Consider the following 19,111-nt stretch of genomic DNA (forward strand, 5'->3'; position numbering starts at 1 on the left):
CATCATCACTGTTGCTCGCGCTGTGGTGAACGACGAGCCTGGCGGCGACGTGCCACGGCACCCATGGCCAGCAAGCCCAGGCCCATCTTCGCCCAGGTCGAGGCCTCTGGGACGGCCGGGGTCTCGTGCAGGCTCAGGTGCAGGCCGATGGTGTCACGCACGGGGTCACCCATGCCGGGCATGGCATGGTGGTGGTACATCGACGCGTTCAGGTTGACATACACGTGGTCGGCATCAAAGGTCAGGGCCGTAGCCGGATCGAAGCCTTCCAGCAGATTGCCCTGCACATTGGGCACATACCTTGTGTTGCTCACCACCGCGCCTTCGATGGCGGCGATGCTGTTGCCGCTGTCGACAAGGCGAAAGCCCAGCTTGTCAGGCGAGCCGAAGTTCATGAAGTCGCCGCTGCCAACGTAGCTGAGCACCACGTCGGTGCCGCTGACGTCGATGTTCCACTGGATGGTGTTCTTGCTGTCGATCGACCAGTTGCTGACCTCCTGGCCTGCGCCCACGGTGAAGGTCCGGGACTTGATGGTCTGCCAACCTGCGCCGGCATCCAGACCGTATTCGATGGTCAGGGTGCTGCCATCGAGCGAGCCGTGGGCTTGTGCCTGGCCACTCAGGGTCAGCAGGGAAACAGCCAGCAGCGAAGCGCGGCGGACGAAGTGAGAGATGGTTTGCATGTGCGTTCCTCTTGTGTTGGTGGTGATCGATCAGCGCAGCTTGCGACGGCGTGCGCCCATCAGCAGGCCGGCCAGCCCCAGTGCGTACAAGCTCACGGTGGCGGGTTCCGGCACGCTGCTGACCTGGATGCCTACGCTCATGCCGTAGGCGGTGGCCAAGTTGGGGTTGCTGCCGAGTTGGGCTTCGTAGTCGGCTCCGCCGACGATGAGGGAGTAGGTGCCAGCGCCCAGCGCAAACGTTTTGCTGGTGATGCCGTCCAGCAGACCATCGCCTGTGCCGCCTTGAACTGCACCCACGCCATCAACCGAGTAGCCTTTGAAGCTCAGTGTGTTGATGGCGCCAAAGTCGTTGCCGATCTGAAAGTCACCCACGGCATGCCAGACGCCTTCAACGGGGAAGGGCAGGGAGGCCTTGTAGGCGGTGGATGCGGTGGATGTGTCATACGACAGATAGCTCACGGCGGCGTTGCTCGGATCCACGCTGGTGGGCGCAATGCCCTGGTAGATCGAGAAGCCGGGCAGCAATCCGCCAACCGATGTGCTGGTGGCGCCGGCATGGGCGCTGACGGTCAAGGCGACCAGCGCATCGCCCGTGAGCGTGAACTTGAACCACTTGCCTTTGTGGCTGTCGCCCCAGTCCGCATCGGCGGCATCGGCCCAGCCGTAGTTGCCGCTCACGGCCTGGTTGCTGATGGTGTTGCTGGTCGAACTGAGGCCATCGTAGGTGCCCAGATCGCGGCCAGTGTAAGAGACGTGTGCAAGGGCGGGCAGAGACAAGCTGGCCGCACTCAGGGCCAGGACGAAATGACGGGTCAACATGTGTGAAAAATCCTGATGCGCAGATCCTTGCTGTCGGCGATCGGCGTGATCTGGCTCGACAGGTCTGCGTGTGTGATGAACGTGTGTGTGGCAGCGCGGTCTGGCACGCCATGGCTGGCGCACAGAGATGGCCCGGGCATGGCGCCCGAGCCAGCTGATCACGTAAGGATCAGCGCGTTGTCAACAAAGGAGTGGGGGCAGGCCGATCAGGCCTGCGCAACAGGAGGGGCTCGGGCCTGGGCCGGCGCCCAGATGGGCATCGGCCCAGGCGCGTCCAGGAACAGGCGGGGGACTTCGTGCTGCAGCCCGGTGAGGGGCAGCGCCGCCATCTGCGCAGGCGGCATGCCTGCATGGTCACCTTGCATGACGCACAGTGGGCAGTGATCCAGCCAGGCGTGATGAGCTGGTTGCTCCTGCATGGGCTTGATCACGATGATGGAAGGCAAGCCTTCACGGCTCACGCACACCTCGGCAGACGGTACTGCAGATCCTTGAGTCAGGTGGTGGGTGGCCAGCCAGCGGGAAACCGCAGGGGCGATCGCACTCAGCAGGATGACCATGGCAGTCATCCAGACCATCCAGCGAAGATGGGGGCTGGTGCGTGAAATCATGTGTGGCAGTGTAAAGCACACTTTTGAGTGTCTCGCAAAGCCTGTTTTGTGCGGGGTCAATGCGTGGCGAGATGCATGACTGATTTAAAATGGGAACATCACACATTTCATTGGGTGGAATGCCCTGGTCCCCTTGATGCCTTCTTCTGCCGGTTCCCCGCAGCCCTCCGATCACGACGCGCTGGCTGATGCCATCCAGTCCGTTCTGGCGCCTTTGGCCGATCTGGCTGTGGCCAGAGGCCTGACGTACGCGGTTGTCGAAGAGTCTCTGAAACAGGCCTTCGTGCGCGCCGCGCAGGAGGCGCAGTTGGCGCAAGGGTTGCCCGCACATCGCCTGGTCAGCCGCATCAGCGCCGCCACGGGCATCAATCGCCGGGAGGTCACGCGTTTGACACAATCCGATCCGGGTGCCCCAAGTCCTGCCGGTGCGTCACTGGTGTCCCAGTTGTTCACGCGCTGGATCTCGGATCGCAAGTTGCGCGTCAAAGGCAAACCACGCGCCTTGCCACGTCAAGGTGACGCGCCCAGCTTTGAAGCACTCGCTCGCTCGATCACGCAAGATGTACACCCCCGAACCATGCTGGACGAACTCTGCCGCCTGGATCTGGCCCGTTGGGATGCCGAGACCGATACCGTCAGCCTGATTCAGGATGGCTTCACACCACGCGGGGATCTGCAGCGCATGGTCGAGTTCCTTGGCGACAACGTGGGTGACCACCTGCACGCTGCGGTCGAGAACGTGATCGGCGATGAGCCAACTCATTTCGAGCAGGCCGTTTTCGCGCAAGGCCTGTCAGCGGATTCGGTCGAACAGGTGCGTCATCTGGCGCGCAAGCACTGGAAGGCCCTGGTCACCGAGGCGGTGCCGCTGTTGGAGCAGCGTATAGACCTGGACGCGCAAACGCCTGATACCGCGACACAACGAGTGCGTCTGGGGCTGTTCACCTATCACCATGACTCGGCACGGACCGAGCCAGAAACGGGCAGTGCCGGCGTGGTGCCGCGCCGTATGCCCAGCGGGAAATGACATGCTGAGACACCTGAAATGGACCTTCCTGCTGAGCCTGGTGCTGGTGCTCAACGGGTGTGGCGGCGGTGGCCCTGGTGATACCCAGGCCAATGGCAGTGGGGTGGGAACAGGGGGCACGGGCTCTTACACCAATGGCCCGGTGTCAGGCCTGGGTTCGATCATCGTCAACAACGTGCGTTATGGGGTGGACTCGGCGCGCATCCGTCGCGATGACGATGTCGATGGCAGTGCCAGCCATGCTTCGTCAGAGCTGAAGCTGGGCATGATGGTCGAAGTGCAGGGGTCCGGCGTGACGCCGGCTGCGACGCCAGGTGCCACACCGGTTGCGATGGCCAGCACGGTGCGTTATGGCAGCGTGTTGGTGGGGCCTTCCGCCAATGTGGCAATCAATCTGGACGGCTCGCTGGCCTCCTTGACTGTGCACCAGCAGCGTGTGAATGCCAATGCCCGGACGGTCGTGGCGCGCATGCCGAGTTCAGGCGATTTCGTCGAGGTGCATGGCTTGCTGGATGCCTCAGGTGTGTACACGGCGACTCGCATTGACGTGTTGAGCAGCCCGCCAGCAACCTACAAGATGGTGGGTTACGTCTCGGCCGCTTCCGATCGATATGTTTACGTGGGACAGTCAACCGTAGTGCAGGCGATCGACTACAGAACGATGCTGGGCAGCTTGCCAGCTGGTGCGGGTGCCACGGCACGCATCCGAGTGTGGTTCAGTCCGACCCTCACTGCTGGTGCCTGGGTGGCCAGTCGCATCGTGGTGGATCAACCTCTGGTTGATGACGTGGATGAAGCCAGCGTGGAAGGCCTGGTTACCCAGTTGCCCGATGCATCAGGCCTGATGAAGGTGGATGGGCAACTCGTGAACGTGCGTGGCATCACGTCGGCGATGGCCTTGACCTTGGGTGAGAGGGTGCGCGTAGAAGGTCGCCTGCAAGCGGGCGTGCTGATTGCCTCAGAGCTGGAGAGCGACAGTGAACTGGAGCAAGAAGCGAGTGGCACCGAGCTGCATGGGCAGATCAGCCAGGTCACGGCGCAAACGTTGGTGGTGCGGGGCGTGACGGTGGCCTACACCTCAGGTGTCGTGCAAAACAACCGGACGCTCCATGACGGTGATTGCGTGGAAGTGCACGGCCAGGGCTACAACAGCGCAGCTCAGTTGATCGCGATCGAAATCGAGGTGGGCGACTCCTGCAATTGAGGCATCAGGCAGATTGTCGTCTAGCCTTGCCGTGCAAGTTACTGCACGGCACTCTTGATCTCGATGGTCACGTTCTGAGCGCCCGTTTTGATGGCGCCGGACTGACCAATCCAGTCTCCAGATTGGGGCATGGCATCGCCGCCTTTCGACACGCGCGCGGTGACGATCACATCGCTGAAGCCTGAGAGTTTGAACTGTGGCGCCATGGCCTGGGCATCGTTCAACTCGAATTGGTAGGGTAGATCTCGCACCTGTTTGCGGATGATGGCCAGTGGCATCTTGGGGCCTTGTGCGGCCTTGGCATAGATGAACACGGTGTCATCGGGAGACACCTTGCCTGCCAGTTGTGCGGACAGGGTCACGGTGCCGGTGATTTGCTTGTGGCCGACGCTGATCCCGGCGTCGCCTTGTGCTGCTTCTGGCTTCAGGACAGGCAGGCCCGCCCGCTGCCGCGCATCATCCAACGCAGCTCGCATCTGGCGAGCCAACGCTGGATTGTCCGCTGGGGCATGTTGCACGGCCCGCTCCCACAGCGATGCGGCCGTCTTGTAGTCCTGCTTGTCATAGGCGATGGTGCCGGACAGCGACAAGGCCTTGAAGTTGTTCGCGTCCAGGCTCAAGGCCTTGTCGATCAGCTTGATGGGCTCGCCCTCCAGCTTGCGGCCTTGTGTCACCGCCAGCGCGTCGGCGTAGTCGGCATACAACTGGGCCTCATCGGGGCGCTGCTCGATGGCCTTGCGATAGGCCGGCAACGATTCATCAAAGCGGCGCAGCGCGGCATAGGTGCGCGCCAGCATGGCCCAGCCTTCCGGGTTGTTGGGTTCAGCCTTGAGTTTGGCCACCAGGCTGTCGACCATGCCTTTGATCTGGTCTTCGTTCATGGCGTGTGGCGCACTGCTGCCTGACGCAGCACTGTTGCCGCTCGTGGCCTCACCATCGGCGGCAGCCGTGCTCACGGTAGTCCCACTGGGGCCAATCTGCCAAGCACTGGGCGTACCGACCAGGTAGTACCCCATGGCGCCTGTGGCCACGACAAAGGCGGCCATGCCCCACATCAGCTTGCGAGAGACGCGGGGTGGCGCTTCCGGTGCCGAGGACACCAGCTTAGCTGTGGCACTGGCTGCGCTTGCATGCACCTCGGCGCCGCTCATCACGGCATCGAGCAGTTGACGCTCCAGCTTGGCCTTGGCCTCCTGATAGGCGGTATCGGGCAGGGTGCCGCTGGCATGCAGATCGGCCAGTTGGCGCAACTGGGTCTTGAGGTGGTTGATGTCCAGGCTCATGGTGTCTCAAGGCTGCTCGGGCAGATCAGGGGTATCAGGATCGAAGGCATCGGCTTGCATGCGGGCGCGGCGGCGCAGCGTCCACCACAGGAAGGCCAGGCCTCCCACCGCCAGCAGGCCTGGGCCGAACCACAGCAGCGCCGTGCTGCGATCCACCGGCGGGCGGTAGAGGATGAAGTTGCCGTAGCGAGACGTCATGTAGTTGCGGATCTGTTGCTCGTTCTGCCCGCGTTGCAACTGTTCGCGGATCTCCTGGCGCAGGTCGACGGCCAGCCCGGAGTGCGAATCGGCCACCGTCTGGTTCTGGCAGACCAGGCAGCGCAGTTCGCCGGCAATGGCCATCATGCGGGCTTCCTGTTCGGGGTTCTCGGCCAGCAGGGCGGCTTCACCGGCCCAGGCGTTCGGTGATGTCACCGTGAGGTGCAGGCACAGCACCAGGCCACACCAGGCCAGCATACGCAGGGCTGGCCGGACCCATGAGTGTGCGTGTGGGACAGCAAGATCAGCCATTGAGTTGCCTCAGCAGGGGTTCGATTTCATTGACCAGCACGTCCGGCGTGATGGGGCCGATGTGCTTGTGGCGGATCACGCCCGCCTTGTCGATGATGAAGGTCTCGGGCACACCATAGACGCCGAAGTCGATGCCGATGCGGCCCTCATGATCGAACAAGGATTCAACATAAGGGTTGCCGCCATCACGCAGCCAGGCCAGGCCATCCGGGCGCTCGTCCTTGTAGTTCAGGCCATAGATGGGCACGACGTTGCGGCGCGCGAATTCAACCAGCACAGGGTGCTCCTGCCTGCAGGCGCCACACCACGATGCCCACACATTGAGCATCCAGACCTTGCCCAGCAGGTCTTCCTTACGCAGGCTGCGGCTGGTGTCGCTCAAGGCGGGCAGATTGAAGGCGGGCGCGGGCTTGCCGATCAGGGGGGAGGGGACTTCGCGCGGGTCACGTTTGAGGCCCAGGCCGAGGAACACGGCCAGCGTCAGGAAGATGCCCAGCGGCAAGAGGAAGCGTTTCATGCTGTGGCTCCTGTTGCTGTGGGTGTGGAGCGCTCAACCGGCTTGCGGACTCGGTAGCGTCGGTCACTGGCTGCCATCATGCCGCCGATGGCCATGATCAGGCAGCCTCCCCAGATCCAGTCCACAAAAGGCTTGTGATAGACGCGGATGATCCACTCGCCCGTCTCCAGTTGTTCACCCATCGACACATACAGGTCACGCGTGATGCCTGCATCAATGGCGGCTTCGGTCATGGGGTTGCTCTGCACCTTGTAGATGCGCTTTTCGGGGTAGAGGGTGCTCACCGTCTTGCCATTGCGTGTGATGCGCATCTCACCACGGGCTGCCACGAAGTTCGGGCCTTGCACCTCGCGCACATCCTGCAGCTGGAAGACATAGCCGCCCACCTCGGTGGTGTCGTGCAGCTTCATCTTCACATCGCGTTCTGTCTCGTAGGTGCGCACCATGCTGACGCCAAACGCAAAGGCAGCCACACCCAGGTGGGCCACGATCATGCCGGCCATGGCCAGAGGGATCTTGCGCCAGCCCTTTTCGTGCAGGTCCACCGCGATGGAGGCCACGATCCAGAAGGCCATCCACAAGCCGATGGAGGTGCCCAGCGAGATCTTGCCGGCCAGCCATTGCGTGGCCAGCGCCGCCACGATCGACACCGCCAGCGCCCAGCGCAGTCGCACGGCCAGATCAGGCAGCTCGGCTTGCTTCCAGCGTGCCAGCGGGCCCACCCCCATCAGGAAGACCAGTGGCGTCATCAGCGGCACGAACACCGTGTCGAAGTAGGGTGGTCCCACCGAGATCTTGCCCAGCCCCATGGCATCGAGGAACAGCGGGTAGAGCGTGCCCAGCAGCACCGAGCCCATGGCCACGATCAACAGCACGTTATTGGCCAGCAGCATGGATTCTTTGGAGACCAGGCCGAAGCGCTGGCCCAGGCCCACGGTGGGCGCACGCCAGGCATACAAAGTGAGTGATGCGCCGATCACCACCACCAGGAAGGTCAGGATGAACGCGCCTCGCAGTGGGTCGGTGGCAAAGGCATGGACGGACGACAGCACGCCCGAGCGGACCAGGAAGGTGCCCAGCAGCGACAGCGAGAACGCCGTGATGGCCAGCAGCACCGTCCAGTTCTTGAAGCTGCCGCGCTTCTCGGTCACGGCCAGCGAGTGCATCAAGGCCGTGCCAGCCAGCCAGGGCATGAAGGAGGCGTTTTCAACCGGATCCCAGAACCACCAGCCACCCCAGCCCAGCTCGTAATAGGCCCACACGCTGCCCAGCATGATGCCAATCGTCAGGCAGATCCAGGCGGCAATCGTCCAGGGGCGCGTCCAGCGGGCCCAGGTGGCATCGAGTTGGCCGCCCAACAGGGCCGCAATGGCGAAGGCGAAGGCCACGGAGAAGCCCACATAGCCCATGTACAGCATGGGCGGGTGCGCCACCATGCCGGGGTCCTGCAGCAGCGGGTTCAGGTCTCGGCCATCCAGCGCCATGGGCAGCAGGCGCTCGAACGGGTTGGAGGTTGCCAGCATGAACAGCAGGAAGCCGAAGCTGATCATGCCCATCACGGCCAGGATGCGGGCCAGCACGGCTTGCGGCAGGTGCTGGCTGAATTGCGCCACAGCCAGCATCCAGAAGGACAGCATCATCACCCACAGCAGCAGCGAGCCTTCGTGGCCACCCCAGACACCAGCGATGCGATAGGGCAGTGGCAGCGCGCTGTTGGAGTTGGAAGCCACGTACAGCACCGAAAAATCATGGCGGATGAAGCTGGCCATCAGGGCGATGAAGGCCGCGCCGATCAGCACGAAGAGCACGCGCGCCAGCGGTCGGGCCAGGCCCATCAGGGCGGCATCATCCTTGTAGGCGCCCCACAATGGCATGGCCGACAACAGCATGGAGACGGCGAGCGCCAGCACCAGCGCGATCTGGCCCAGTTCGGGAATCATTTGTGCTCCTTGTGTTGGCCGGCTTCGATGCGGGCGTTGGCGTCGGCCGCGCGCTTGAGGGCTTCGGCGGCTTCGGGCGGCATGTAGTTCTCATCGTGCTTGGCCAGCACCTCTTGCGCAACGAACACGCCGTCCGTGCCCAGCTTGCCTTGCGCCACCACGCCTTTGCCTTCCTTGAACAGGTCGGGCAGGATGCCCTGATAGCGCACGGGCACCTTGCGGAAGGTGTCGGTCACCACGAAGTTGACCATCACGCCGTCTCGCGTCACCGAGCCTTTTTCAACCAGACCACCAAGGCGGAAGGTGCGGTCCAGCGGGGCCTCCTTGGCCACGATCTGCGAGGGCGTGAAGAAGAACACCAGGTTCTTCTGAAAGGCGTTGAGGACCAGTGCGGCCGCGATGCCCAGGATGGCCAGGCCACCCAGGATGAGCATCAGGCGCTTCTTGCGGGGTGTCATCTTATGTATCCTCTTGTTCGCTGCGGCTGGCCAGCTGGGCATGGCGCCAGGCCTGGCGTCGGCGATGGGTGGCCATCAGCGGCTCGACCAGCATGCACAGCAAGGTGACGCCATAGGCGCCCCAGATGTACAGGCCGTAGCCGTCCATGGCGATGAAGTCGGAAAAGCTCTGCCATTGCGACATGGTTCATTCACTCCTGGCGACCGTTCTGATGACCATGGACGAGCGCTTGCACCCACTGGGTCTCGCTTTCGCGCTCCAGCACGATGGCCCGCGTGCGGGTGAAGACCACGGCAAAGGCGTAGGCCCAGAAGGCGATGGTCATGAGCAGCATGGCGGTGAGCATGGTCGAGGCCATGGTGGGGGCGGCCGTCATGCTGATGGACGCGCCCTGGTGCAAGGTATTCCACCAGCGCACCGAGAAATAGATGATGGGCACGTTGATGGCACCAACCAATGCAATCAGGGCGCCAGCGGCATCGGCACGGCGCGGGTCATCGATGGCTTCGACCAGGGCCATGTAGCCCAGGTACAGAAAGAGCAGGATCAGCTCGGAGGTGAGCCTGGCATCCCAGACCCACCAGGCGCCCCAGGTGGGTTTGCCCCAGAAAGCGCCGGTCCACAGCGCGATGAAGGTGAACAGGGCACCCGTGGGCGCAATCGCGCGGGCCAGCATGGAGGCCAGCCTCACCTTGAAGGCCCAGCCTGTGGCAGCCCAGAAGGCCATGGCCATGTACAGCACCATGGACATCCAGGCAGCAGGCACGTGGATGAAGATGATGCGGTAGGACTGACCTTGCTGAAAATCCGTCGGCGCGACGATGAAGCCCATGTACAGGCCTGCCGCGCTCATCAACAGGCAGACGGCCCATAACCAGGGCATGAGGGCCCCGGCCAGGCGTTCGAACTTCGAGGGCGCGGCGAAAGTGGTCCAGTTCAGCTTAGACATCCATCAATCCAGTGCAATCTTGAGCGCAGCGGCGGTCGCCCAGGGGGCGCCCAACAAGGTCAGTAGCAACAGCGCACCTAGCAGGGACAAGTGGCCTTCCGGCGAGAGCCCCGCAGAGACCGCCACCACGGCCCCCGCCCCGAAAATCAGCACGGGCACGGCCAGTGGCAGCACCAGCAGCACGATCAGCATGCCACCGCTGCGCAGGCCCAGCGTCAGGGCCGCGCCCACGCCACCCAGCAGGCTGAGGACCGGCGTGCCCAGCAGGAGGCTGAGCACGAGGGTGGCCAATTGTCCTCCTTGCAGGTCGAACAGCAGGCCCAGTACGGGCGATGCCAGCACCAGGGGCAGGCCATTGATGCTCCAGTGCGCCATGGCCTTGGCCAGGGTGAGGCCCGGCAGTGACTGGCCAGACAGCAGCATCTGCTCCAGGCTGCCATCTGCAAAGTCCGATCCATACAGGCTGCCCAGGGACAGCAGCGAGGCCAGCAGTGCACACACCCACACCACGCCAGGGGCGATGGTGCGCAGCGTCTGGGGTTCCGGTCCCACACCCAGGGGGAACAGGCTGGCCGCCACGATGAAGAACACCAGGGGCAGCAGGGCCTCCACCCGGCGGCGCATGGCCAGCTTCCAGTCTCGCAGGATCAAAGGCCACATGCTGCTCAACCCTTCCGCACCAGACTGAGGTCCAGCTCGATGGCCCCAGGCAGGGACAGCGCCTGGTGACTGGTCAGGATCACGGCGCCCCCGTTCTGACAGTGCTGCTGGATCAACTTGTTGAGCGTGGTGATGCCTTGATCGTCCAACGCGTCAAAAGGTTCGTCCAGGATCCAGAGCTTGCTGGAGGCAGACAGACACAGCCGAGCCAGGGCCACCCTGCGCTTCTGCCCCTGTGACAAGGTACGCACAGGCGAAAGCCGTTGCCTGTGCACACCCATGTGGGTCAGCGCCTCGGTGCAGGTCTGATCGTCAAAGGGCAGATCGTGCAGGCGCAGCAGGAAGCTCAGAGCTTCGATGGCGTTGAGGTCGTCCTTGAGCCCATGCTGGTGACCGATGTAGGCCAGGGGCACGGGGCGGTCGATCTGGCCGTCGGCGGCTTGTGACAAACCCGCCAGCAGCCGCAAGAGGCTGGTCTTGCCTTGCCCATTGGGCCCGCGCACCCACAGCAGCTGGCCAGGCATGACCGCCATGTGCAGATGTGCAAAAAGCAGCCGACCACCGCGCCGACAGGCCAGATCCTGGGCGTGCAGGTGCACCGGAGTGTGATCAGTAGTCGTAGCGGTAGCCAAGGAAGTAGGTGTAGCGGGTGCTTTGGTCGTTGTTGGCCACGCCTTCGGTGCGCGTGTAATCCACATTCAGGTTGGATTCCAGCGTGACGGAGGGCCGAGGCTTGAATGATGCCTTCAAACCGGGGCCCCATGCTACCGTGGTGATGTTCAGTCCCGTTGTGGTGTCCTGGCTGATGTTGCGTTGCCAGCGCAGACCGGGCTCCAGCTGCCAGGTATCTGTCAGTGGCGTCATGTTGTTGTAGTTGAGCATGTAGGTTTTGATCTGCTTACCCCGCATCAACGAAACGGTGAACACATTCGTGTCGCGTGCCGAGTACAGGTTGGAGCCGATGGCCAGCAGGCTCAAGGTCTTGGACAGACCGCTGGCGGCCTGCCCTTGCGGCAAGACGGCGTTGGGGGCGATGGCGCCTGTGCGATTGAAATCGAGTGTGGCACCGGTCTGCCATTGCGGCGAAACCGGCGTCGTGACGGACAGCATCGAGTGTGTCCAGTAAGACGTGTTGGCGCGTACCAGTTCCCTCAACTGATCGACGGTGTAGCCCCGGTTCTTCAGATCGGTGATGGTTTGAGGGATGATGCCCGCGTCCGTGAACTCCTGGTACTGGAAGAACAAGGTCTGGCTGAGCGATGCGGGCGCCAGGCTGCGGCGCTCATAGGTCGCCAGGACCGTCGTGTTGTCCTCCGCCGTGTAAGTGCCCTGCAGGCTCACCACGTTGATCTTCTTGAAGATGACGTCGTAGTCCGTGGAGGCCATCAATGACGAGCTCTGCGTGAAGTAACGCAGGTCGGCGCCCGTTGCGCGACGGTCCACCTCGCCATCGATGTTGCGCTGCAGGACGAACAGGGAGGCACCCATATTAGGCGTGAGCGCATCGGCGTCAATCGAGGTGCCGAAGAACTGCCGTTTGGCTGCACCCAGCTTGTCCGTCGGTTGGCCTGCCGCGGCCGATACCTTCCACTTGGGCCTGAAAGCGTAGCTGCCTGAGGCGCCGTCATAGCGGCCTTCGCCGCCCCACATGGCAGATTGGCGACCCAGTCTGCCACGCAAGCCATTCTTGAGCCCCTGGTAGTCGAAGTAGGCGGCGTTCAGTCGGTTGCGGTCGCGGGACTTGCCCTTGAGTTGGGCATCGCTGAGCATGTTGTAGTCGAACTGATCGCGGAACACCAGTTTGATGTCACGGTCAGCGTCGCGGGAGCGCCAGGTGGTGTCGACGTTGGTGGACAGCAGGCGCTGATCGGTCGTGCTGATGGGCGCCTTGCTCCGGTTGTTGATCTCGTCCGCTGACAGCAGCGTGCCATCCGTGTCTCGCACGGCTTGTGTGGCCGTGGTGGACTTGCCGCCGTAGTAGTACTGAGAGATAGAGCCCGTGGTGGTGATCGCGCCTTCCGGTGTCTTGATGGACTCGATGGTGGGCACCAGCTTCAGATCGGCAGGCTGTATCCCGGCCAACAAGCCTTTGACACGCTCTGCGCCAGGCCCGCTGGGGTATTGCTTGAGATAGGATTCGAACTCCGCCTGCGCCTTGGCCTGTTCGCCCTGAGACAGCCGCACCATGCCCAGCAACTCCTGCGCATCCGGCGTGACGGCGGTGGCCGGCAGATCGAGCAACTGGTTGAGCAACCTGATGGCTTCTTCCGGCTTCTGTTGTTCGTAGGCCTGGCGCGATTGATCCAGCAGGTCGCGGGCTTGCTGATCGGCGGTGGCAGCGGGCGCTGTCGCCTGGCCTGGCGCTGATGCTTTGCTGGCAGTGGCGTCGCCCAGCTTGACAATCACCGCGGCGGGAAAGCGCGACAGTTGTTTCATCGCCGCTTCCGCCTCTGCCAGGGTGCTGAAATAGCCCAGATCCATTTCGTGGACCTGTTTGCCGTCCACCACCCGGCGAGCCGTGAACACCTGGTAGTTCTGCAGTGATTGCGGGATGGGCGCATCGATTTCCAGCTTGGGGTCAGCCGAACGAGCCAGCGCGATCACGTAGCGCTGACTGGGCATCCGCTCTTCCTGTGCTTTACCGGTGATGGGCTTGACGGCCGAGCCCAGACCCTCGAGCACGACTTCGATGCTGCGGTCGCCCTTGCCGGCGCGCACCTTGAAGTTGCCGGCCTGGCTGAACGAGATCACCAGGCGGCGGTTGATGTCGTCGAGCTTGTCCGTGCGAACGGGCTCGTCGGAGATGGTGATGACAGGCAGACCATCCACCTTGACGATACGGCGCTCGCCTGCCACGAAGCCCGGGTCGATATCGGTCAGACGAAGTTGGTAGTAGGCCTGGGTCAGGTCCCGGGTTCGCGACGCGGTGGTGCGCAGGACGCTCACTGGCGTGCTCAGGCGGATCTGCACGACGGCATGGTTGCCCTCTCGGCGCAAATCAACCTCATCCAGCATTTCGGCGTGCAGCAGCGAACAGGCGGGGAGCGCAAGCAGGGTGGCCAGCCATCTGGCGCGGTGGGTGGACTTCATGGTCATACGGGATACGGGTATCAGTCCCAGTTGCGATAGGTGTTGCCTTTGTTGCCCAGAGGCCGATGGCAACCGGATTGAGAGCAATCGGTGACACCTGTTCTTTGCTGGTGTGTCAGCGACTTGCGTTCCATGGAGCCCTGGTAGGCGGTGCCGGCGTTATGGCAGGCATAGCACCAGCCCGAGCCACTGCCCATGCTGTTGTTGTGGTTCATCACGGCGGTGCCGAAACCGCCCGGGTTGGTGCTGGTGTGACACGCCTTGCAGTCCATGTTGACCCCGTTGAGCAACTGCGCTTCAGGGATGTGGTTGTTGGGCTTGGCGGTGGCACCCCAGCCCGCATGCGCTGGCGTGTGGCAGGTCTTGCAAGACTGCGCGCTCATGGCAGTGTGATTGGTGGTTACGCTGGTAGCCCAGGCTTGCTGGGACTTGTGGCAGCTGTCGCACTTCACGCCCCCGACCTGGAGGGGGATGTGGTTGCCGGGCTTGCCGGTAGCCGTGCTGCCGTTGTGGCAGTTGTCGCAGGTGCCCGTGCCCACGGCATTGGTCGGTGCGTGGGTGTAGACCACGTTGCTCCATGACGCGGTGGACTTGTGACAGGACTCGCAGCCGCTGCTGATGCCCGCATGCACGGCATTGTTGGGCTTGCTGGTCAGGCCATAGGCGGCGCTCAAGTGACAGGTCGAGCATTGGCCAACGATGCTGACGTTGGCGTGGAAGCGGCCCGGGCTCCAGCTGCTGTAGCCACTCTTGTGGCAGGTGTCGCAATTGGTGATGGCAGCGCCCGCCAGCGATTGGTAGGCGATGTGGTTGGATGGGCGGCCGTCTGCAGGTGGAAAGGCCCCGGAGTGGCAGGTCGAGCAGGCGTTCGTGACGGTGACCTGGGTGTGGTTCCACTTGGTAGGCGTCCAGCCGGTGGTGTTGTGGCAGCTGTAGCAGTTGGCGGTCACCGGGATGTGGCTGCCAGGCTTGCCCGTGGTTGCACTGCCGTTATGACAGCTAGCGCATTGCGTGGTCGAATTGAACAGGCTGTGGTTCACCTTGGCGCCTGCCCAGCGGCTGGTGTTGTGGCAGGACTCGCAGCCGCCGGTCACGGTGCTGTGCACGGCGTTGGCTGGCTTGCTGGTCAGTCCATAGACTGCTGTCAGGTGGCACGAAGCACATTGCCCGACGATGCTGACGTTGGCGTGGAAGCGGCCGGAGTTCCAGCTGCTGTAGCCACTCTTGTGGCAGGTGTCGCAGTTGGTGATGGCGGCACCCGCCAGCGATTGATAGGGGATGTGGTTGGAGGGGCGCCCGTCAGCCGGCGGGAAGGCACCCGAGTGGCAGGTCGAGCAGGCATTTGTGACGGTGACCTGCGTGTGGTTCCACTTGGTGGGCGTCCAGCCCGTGGTGTTGTGGCAGCTGTAGCAATTGGCGGTCACGGGGATGTGGCTGCCGGACTTGCCTGTGGCCGCACTGCCGTTGTGGCAGCTTGCACACTGTGTGCTCGCATTGAACAGGCTGTGGTTCACCTTGGCCCCAGCCCAGCCACTGGTTTTGTGGCAGGACTCGCAACCGCCTGTGACCGTGCTGTGCGTGGCCGTGTTGGGCTTGCTGGTCAGCCCATAGGCCGACGTCAGGTGGCACGATGCACATTGCCCGACGATGCTGACATTGGCGTGGAAGCGGCCCGGGTTCCAGCTGCTGTAGCCACCCTTGTGGCAGGTGTCGCAGTTGGTGATGGCGGCACCCGCCAGCGATTGATATGGGATGTGGTTGAACGGGCGGCCATTGGCTGGCGCGAACGAGCCGGAGTGGCAGGTCGAGCAGGTACCCGCGACCAGCGTTTGTGTGTGATTCCAGTTGGTGGGCTTCCAGCTGTTGACACTGTGGCAGCTGATGCAATTGGCCGTGACAGGGATGTGGTTGGCTGCCTTACCGCTGGCGGTCGCGCCGTTATGGCAGGACGCGCAGTTGGTGCTGCTGTTGAAGCCACGGTGATCGGGCCTGGCGCCGTTCCAGTTGCGGGTGTTGTGGCAGGAGTCGCAACTGGCGCGCGTGGCGATGTGGTTGCCGGATTTGCCTTGGGTGCGGACCCCATCGTGACAGGTTTGGCACGCCGTGCCGGGCGGGATGCCTGTGGTGTGACTGAAGCGCGGATTGCTGAAGGACTGCGTGCCGTGGCAGCTGTCGCAGCCCTGCATCGACGAGTTCGTCGGAATGTGGGTGGGCGGTATCACCACATTGGATCTGGCCTGACGCGAGCCCTGTGTGTGGCAGGTCTGGCAGTCTCTGGGGGTGCCTCTGAAGATGCCGTTGGTGTGGCAGCTTTCGCAGCGCTGGGTGGCGTGGGCGCCATTCAGCGGGAACCCGGTTTTGAAATGATCGAACTTGCTGTTGGCTGCGCTCTGGGCTTCAGCCCGCCCCGGCACCACGCCCAGCACCACGCACATGACCAGCAGCAGCAAGAACGCTGCCTCGCGGTACCAGGTGTGAGCGTGCGGGGAGGGTGTCATGAGTCAACGGCGGGGACGACCTACTTCTACTGCCAACTGCAAAATGTGAGAACTGCACATTTATTGTACGGTATCCGTCCTGCTGTAGCACCGAGTGTTTTTCAAGTTGTTTCCAGTCTTTTGTGCTGTGGCACTGCTCGCAGCGCCCGCCAAACTGGCCGTCATGGGTGTCGTCCTTCTGGTGGCAGTCGATGCAGCGTTGGCCTGTTTCGGCAACCGCCTTGCCGGCGGGGGCTGCCTGGGTGTGACACGCTTCACACTTCACGGTGCGGTGGGCGCCGGTTAGTGGGTAGTTTGTTTGCCGGGCATGGTTGAAGTCCCAGGATTTCCAGTGACGGGTGTTGTGGCAACTCTCGCAACGGGTACCCAAACGGGCCTTGTGCTGGTCGTCTTTTCGGTGGCAGGCGACGCATTCGCGCTGCGCGTCCTTGAAACGCTTTGTTACGTGGCAATCTTTGCATTCAACACGTCCATGGCTACCGGTTAAGGGGAACCGTGTCTTGCCGTGGTCGAACACGGTCGCCTTCCAGTCCTTGTCGCCATGGCATTGCTCACATTGCTGGCCCTGTGTGCCTTCGTGCTTGTCGTCCTTCTTGTGGCAGGCGAAGCAGCTCATCGCGGTGTTGCGGAAGGCTTTCAGGTCGCCCTTGTGGCAGTCGCTGCACCTGATCTGGCTGCGAGCGTGGGCATTGCGCAAGGCAAAGCGGGTCTTGTCGTGGTCGAAGCGGCCCGCCGTGGCGCGCCAGTCGCGTTCGGAGTGGCAATCCACGCAGGTCTTGCCCAGTGTGCCCTCGTGCTTGTCATCCTTTTTGTGGCACGAGAAGCAGTCCATGGGCGCCTCCTTGTACATGGCGCTCTTGTGGCAGTCCGAGCAGCTCGCCTTGCCGTGCTTGCCCAGCAGCGGGAAGCGCGTTTTGTCGTGGTCGAAACGAGGCGGGTCTTTCCAGCCGCTTTCGCTGTGGCAGGAGGCGCAGTCCTTGCCCAGACTTTCCTTGTGCTTGTCGTCCTGCCTGTGGCAATCCCAGCATGGCTCGGGCAGCTTCTGTTTGTACAGCGGGCCGGTGTGGCAGTCGGTGCAGGCGGTCTTGCGGTGCTTGCCGCGCAAGGCGTAAGAGGTGTCGGTGTCGTGGTTGAAGTCGATGGCCTTCCATAACTTGGCGCCGTGGCAGGTCTCGCACTTGCCGCCGAACTGGCCTTTGTGCTCGTCTTCCTTCTTGTGGCAAGCAACGCAGGTCTTGGGCGTGTCCTTGAAGCGGCCATTGGCGTGGCAGTCATCGCACTTGGCCTTGGTGGCGTGCTTGTCTTCCAGCGCGAAGTGGGTCTTCTTGCCGTGGTCGAAGTCGGTGGTTTTCCAGCCGATTTCGCTGTGGCAGTCCGAGCACTTGCCGCCAATGCCGCCTTTGTGTGCATCGTCTTTCTTGTGGCAGCTCAGGCATTCGCCGGCGGCTTGCCAGTACTTCTTGCTGCTGGTGTGGCACTTGTCGCAGGCCACATCCAGGTGTTTGGCCTTAAGCAGGTAATCCGTCTGTTTGTGGTCAAAGCGTTTGGTGTCGAGCGCCACGATACGGGCCTGGCGCCCCTTGTGGTCGGTGTGGCAGTTGCGGCAGGTGGCGTCGGGCTTCTGGCGGCCATGGAAGCCTGTACGGGCCTTCATGTCCTGGCCGACCTCCTTGTGGCAGACCACGCACTGGGCGTCCTGGCCCTTTGGGTTGAAGCGCACATGGCAGTTGGCGCATTCATGTTCGACCTTGGCGTGGCCGCTGATGACATCACCCGGCGCCAGCACCGATTCGATCGATTGCGCATGGGCGGGCCCGCCCAGTACCAGCAGGAGCAAGGCAAGCAGCAGCAGGCCCAGGTGCAGCCAGCGTTTTGGATTCCGGGGCATCACCAAGGCCTGATCAGGTCGAGCGGATCAATACGCATGCACCGCCACGACATGGAAGATCGCGCACAGCACCATGATCCACACGAAGGGCACATGCGCCACGTGCCACATGGAAAACAAGCGCTCGAAGGTCTGGAACTGGGCGGCACGCTGCACCGACAAGGCGTAGCTGTCGATCTGCTCGCAGCAGCTGCGGTAGCGGGTGAGCGCTTGTTGCTTGCTCCACTTCTTGTCGGCCACCGCCTGCTTGATCAACTGTTTGACGTCGGCCTTGCATTGCTGGGCCACGCGTTGGCGCTGGATGGGCAGCACGAACAAACGCCACAGGTGCCGGGCTCCCTGATTGGCGCCATCAACCAGGGTTTGCCGCTCGAAGGCCTGCATGGCCTGCAGCACGCCGGGCATGCTCTGGAACTGGGTGTCTGCGGCCTGTTGTTCCTGGCCCATGGCGCTACGCAGGCTGGCGAGGGTGGCTTTTTCGCCGCGCAGATCGGCATGCAGGCGAACATACAGGAAGCGCCCGATCACCCCGCTGAGTGCCACGATGATCATGGCAAACAGCGCCACGGCGGCGTTGGTGGAGCCAATGTGGAAGGTGGAGTGCAGCAGGATCAGCCAGGGCCCCAGGATGCCCAGCACCATGTGGGCCGCAAACCAGTACTTCGAGGCGCCCCAGCTGTAGGTGACGCGCCAGCGCTTGCGCAGGGGGTAGGTGAAAAGCAGCAGCATCGAGACACCGCCCGCCACGCCCAGCCAGTAGCCCGTTTGCGACCAGGAAGTGAACCAGCCTTGGGCCGAGATCCACCACGCCGCCAGCGTCAGCGCCGTGATGGACAGGTAGATGAGCAGGTCAGTGCGCAAGCGCGCCTGAACCTGCGGTGCCTGTTGCCCGAGCGTGCTGCGCCCAGGTGGTGTGGCGCCAGGGGTGACGGTGGAGGTTGTGGCGCTCATGGGGGCCCGATTTCACTGCTTG

Annotated in this window: 18 protein-coding genes; 2 read left to right on the forward strand and 16 right to left on the reverse strand. The window is 63.1% G+C overall.

The genetic code is table 11. From position 1 onward, the window contains the following. Positions 1 to 5: 5 nt before the first annotated feature. From HY836_RS10180 to HY836_RS10190, 3 genes are all read right to left on the reverse strand, one after another. On the reverse strand, positions 6 to 683 hold the full coding sequence (locus HY836_RS10180; protein ID WP_290676023.1) for a hypothetical protein: 678 nt from the start codon (positions 681 to 683) through the stop codon (positions 6 to 8). A 30-nt stretch (positions 684 to 713) separates the two neighbouring features. Next, complete coding sequence (locus tag HY836_RS10185) at positions 714 to 1,502, reverse strand: PEP-CTERM sorting domain-containing protein (protein WP_290676025.1); 789 nt, start codon at positions 1,500 to 1,502, stop codon at positions 714 to 716. Positions 1,503 to 1,708: 206 nt separating this feature from the next. After that, complete coding sequence (locus tag HY836_RS10190) at positions 1,709 to 2,113, reverse strand: DUF2946 family protein (protein ID WP_290676027.1); 405 nt, start codon at positions 2,111 to 2,113, stop codon at positions 1,709 to 1,711. 136 nt (positions 2,114 to 2,249) lie between these two features. On the opposite strand from HY836_RS10190, the gene HY836_RS10195 reads away from it, so the two are divergent. Together HY836_RS10195 and HY836_RS10200 are read left to right on the forward strand one after the other, a co-directional pair. Then, positions 2,250 to 3,140 (forward strand): DUF6502 family protein, encoded by an 891-nt coding sequence (locus HY836_RS10195; protein WP_290676029.1) that lies wholly within the window; start codon positions 2,250 to 2,252, stop codon positions 3,138 to 3,140. Between the two features lies 1 nt (position 3,141). Next, positions 3,142 to 4,344, forward strand: coding sequence for a DUF5666 domain-containing protein (locus HY836_RS10200; protein WP_290676031.1), 1,203 nt, complete (start codon positions 3,142 to 3,144; stop codon positions 4,342 to 4,344). Between the two features lie 38 nt (positions 4,345 to 4,382). On the opposite strand, the gene HY836_RS10205 is transcribed toward HY836_RS10200, so the two are convergent. Genes HY836_RS10205 through HY836_RS10265 form a run of 13 tightly spaced genes read right to left on the reverse strand, consistent with a single transcriptional unit; the run spans position 4,383 to position 19,089 of the window. Further along, on the reverse strand, positions 4,383 to 5,627 hold the full coding sequence (locus tag HY836_RS10205) for a tetratricopeptide repeat protein (RefSeq protein WP_290676033.1): 1,245 nt from the start codon (positions 5,625 to 5,627) through the stop codon (positions 4,383 to 4,385). Positions 5,628 to 5,633: 6 nt separating this feature from the next. Continuing rightward, positions 5,634 to 6,137 (reverse strand): cytochrome c-type biogenesis protein, encoded by a 504-nt coding sequence (locus tag HY836_RS10210; RefSeq protein ID WP_290676035.1) that lies wholly within the window; start codon positions 6,135 to 6,137, stop codon positions 5,634 to 5,636. Beyond that, the gene (locus tag HY836_RS10215; protein ID WP_290676037.1) at positions 6,130 to 6,654 is read right to left on the reverse strand and encodes a DsbE family thiol:disulfide interchange protein; all 525 of its coding nucleotides are present in this window, start codon (positions 6,652 to 6,654) and stop codon (positions 6,130 to 6,132) included. The genes HY836_RS10210 and HY836_RS10215 overlap by 8 nt, the downstream gene beginning before the upstream one ends. After that, positions 6,651 to 8,594, reverse strand: a complete 1,944-nt coding sequence (locus HY836_RS10220; RefSeq protein WP_290676039.1) for a heme lyase CcmF/NrfE family subunit — start codon at positions 8,592 to 8,594, stop codon at positions 6,651 to 6,653. Before HY836_RS10220 ends, HY836_RS10215 begins: the two co-directional genes overlap by 4 nt. Further along, positions 8,591 to 9,052: a cytochrome c maturation protein CcmE gene (ccmE, locus tag HY836_RS10225; RefSeq protein WP_290676041.1), complete on the reverse strand. Its 462-nt coding sequence runs from the start codon at positions 9,050 to 9,052 to the stop codon at positions 8,591 to 8,593. Before ccmE ends, HY836_RS10220 begins: the two co-directional genes overlap by 4 nt. A gap of 1 nt (position 9,053) precedes the next feature. Next, positions 9,054 to 9,236: a heme exporter protein CcmD gene (gene ccmD, locus HY836_RS10230; RefSeq protein WP_290676042.1), complete on the reverse strand. Its 183-nt coding sequence runs from the start codon at positions 9,234 to 9,236 to the stop codon at positions 9,054 to 9,056. A 7-nt stretch (positions 9,237 to 9,243) separates the two neighbouring features. Next, on the reverse strand, positions 9,244 to 10,002 hold the full coding sequence (gene ccmC, locus HY836_RS10235) for a heme ABC transporter permease CcmC (RefSeq protein WP_290676043.1): 759 nt from the start codon (positions 10,000 to 10,002) through the stop codon (positions 9,244 to 9,246). 3 nt (positions 10,003 to 10,005) lie between these two features. Beyond that, positions 10,006 to 10,662 carry a heme exporter protein CcmB gene (gene ccmB, locus HY836_RS10240; RefSeq protein ID WP_290676044.1) on the reverse strand — a complete coding sequence of 219 codons (657 nt, stop codon included), beginning with the start codon at positions 10,660 to 10,662 and terminating at the stop codon, positions 10,006 to 10,008. A gap of 5 nt (positions 10,663 to 10,667) precedes the next feature. After that, on the reverse strand, positions 10,668 to 11,261 hold the full coding sequence (ccmA, locus tag HY836_RS10245; protein WP_290676046.1) for a cytochrome c biogenesis heme-transporting ATPase CcmA: 594 nt from the start codon (positions 11,259 to 11,261) through the stop codon (positions 10,668 to 10,670). 10 nt (positions 11,262 to 11,271) lie between these two features. Beyond that, a complete protein-coding gene (locus HY836_RS10250) occupies positions 11,272 to 13,752 on the reverse strand; it encodes a tetratricopeptide repeat protein (protein ID WP_290676048.1) in 2,481 nt (826 codons plus the stop codon). Positions 13,753 to 13,772: 20 nt separating this feature from the next. Continuing rightward, the gene (locus HY836_RS10255; protein ID WP_290676049.1) at positions 13,773 to 16,250 is read right to left on the reverse strand and encodes a cytochrome c3 family protein; all 2,478 of its coding nucleotides are present in this window, start codon (positions 16,248 to 16,250) and stop codon (positions 13,773 to 13,775) included. After that, positions 16,150 to 18,138 (reverse strand): cytochrome c3 family protein, encoded by a 1,989-nt coding sequence (locus tag HY836_RS10260; RefSeq protein ID WP_290676051.1) that lies wholly within the window; start codon positions 18,136 to 18,138, stop codon positions 16,150 to 16,152. The genes HY836_RS10255 and HY836_RS10260 overlap by 101 nt, the downstream gene beginning before the upstream one ends. Before the next feature lie 27 nt (positions 18,139 to 18,165). Further along, a complete protein-coding gene (locus HY836_RS10265; protein ID WP_290676052.1) occupies positions 18,166 to 19,089 on the reverse strand; it encodes a hypothetical protein in 924 nt (307 codons plus the stop codon). Positions 19,090 to 19,111 lie beyond the last annotated feature (22 nt).

Origin of the sequence: Aquabacterium sp., assembly GCF_016234775.1 — a bacterium.
Lineage (GTDB): Bacteria > Pseudomonadota > Gammaproteobacteria > Burkholderiales > Burkholderiaceae_C > Aquabacterium.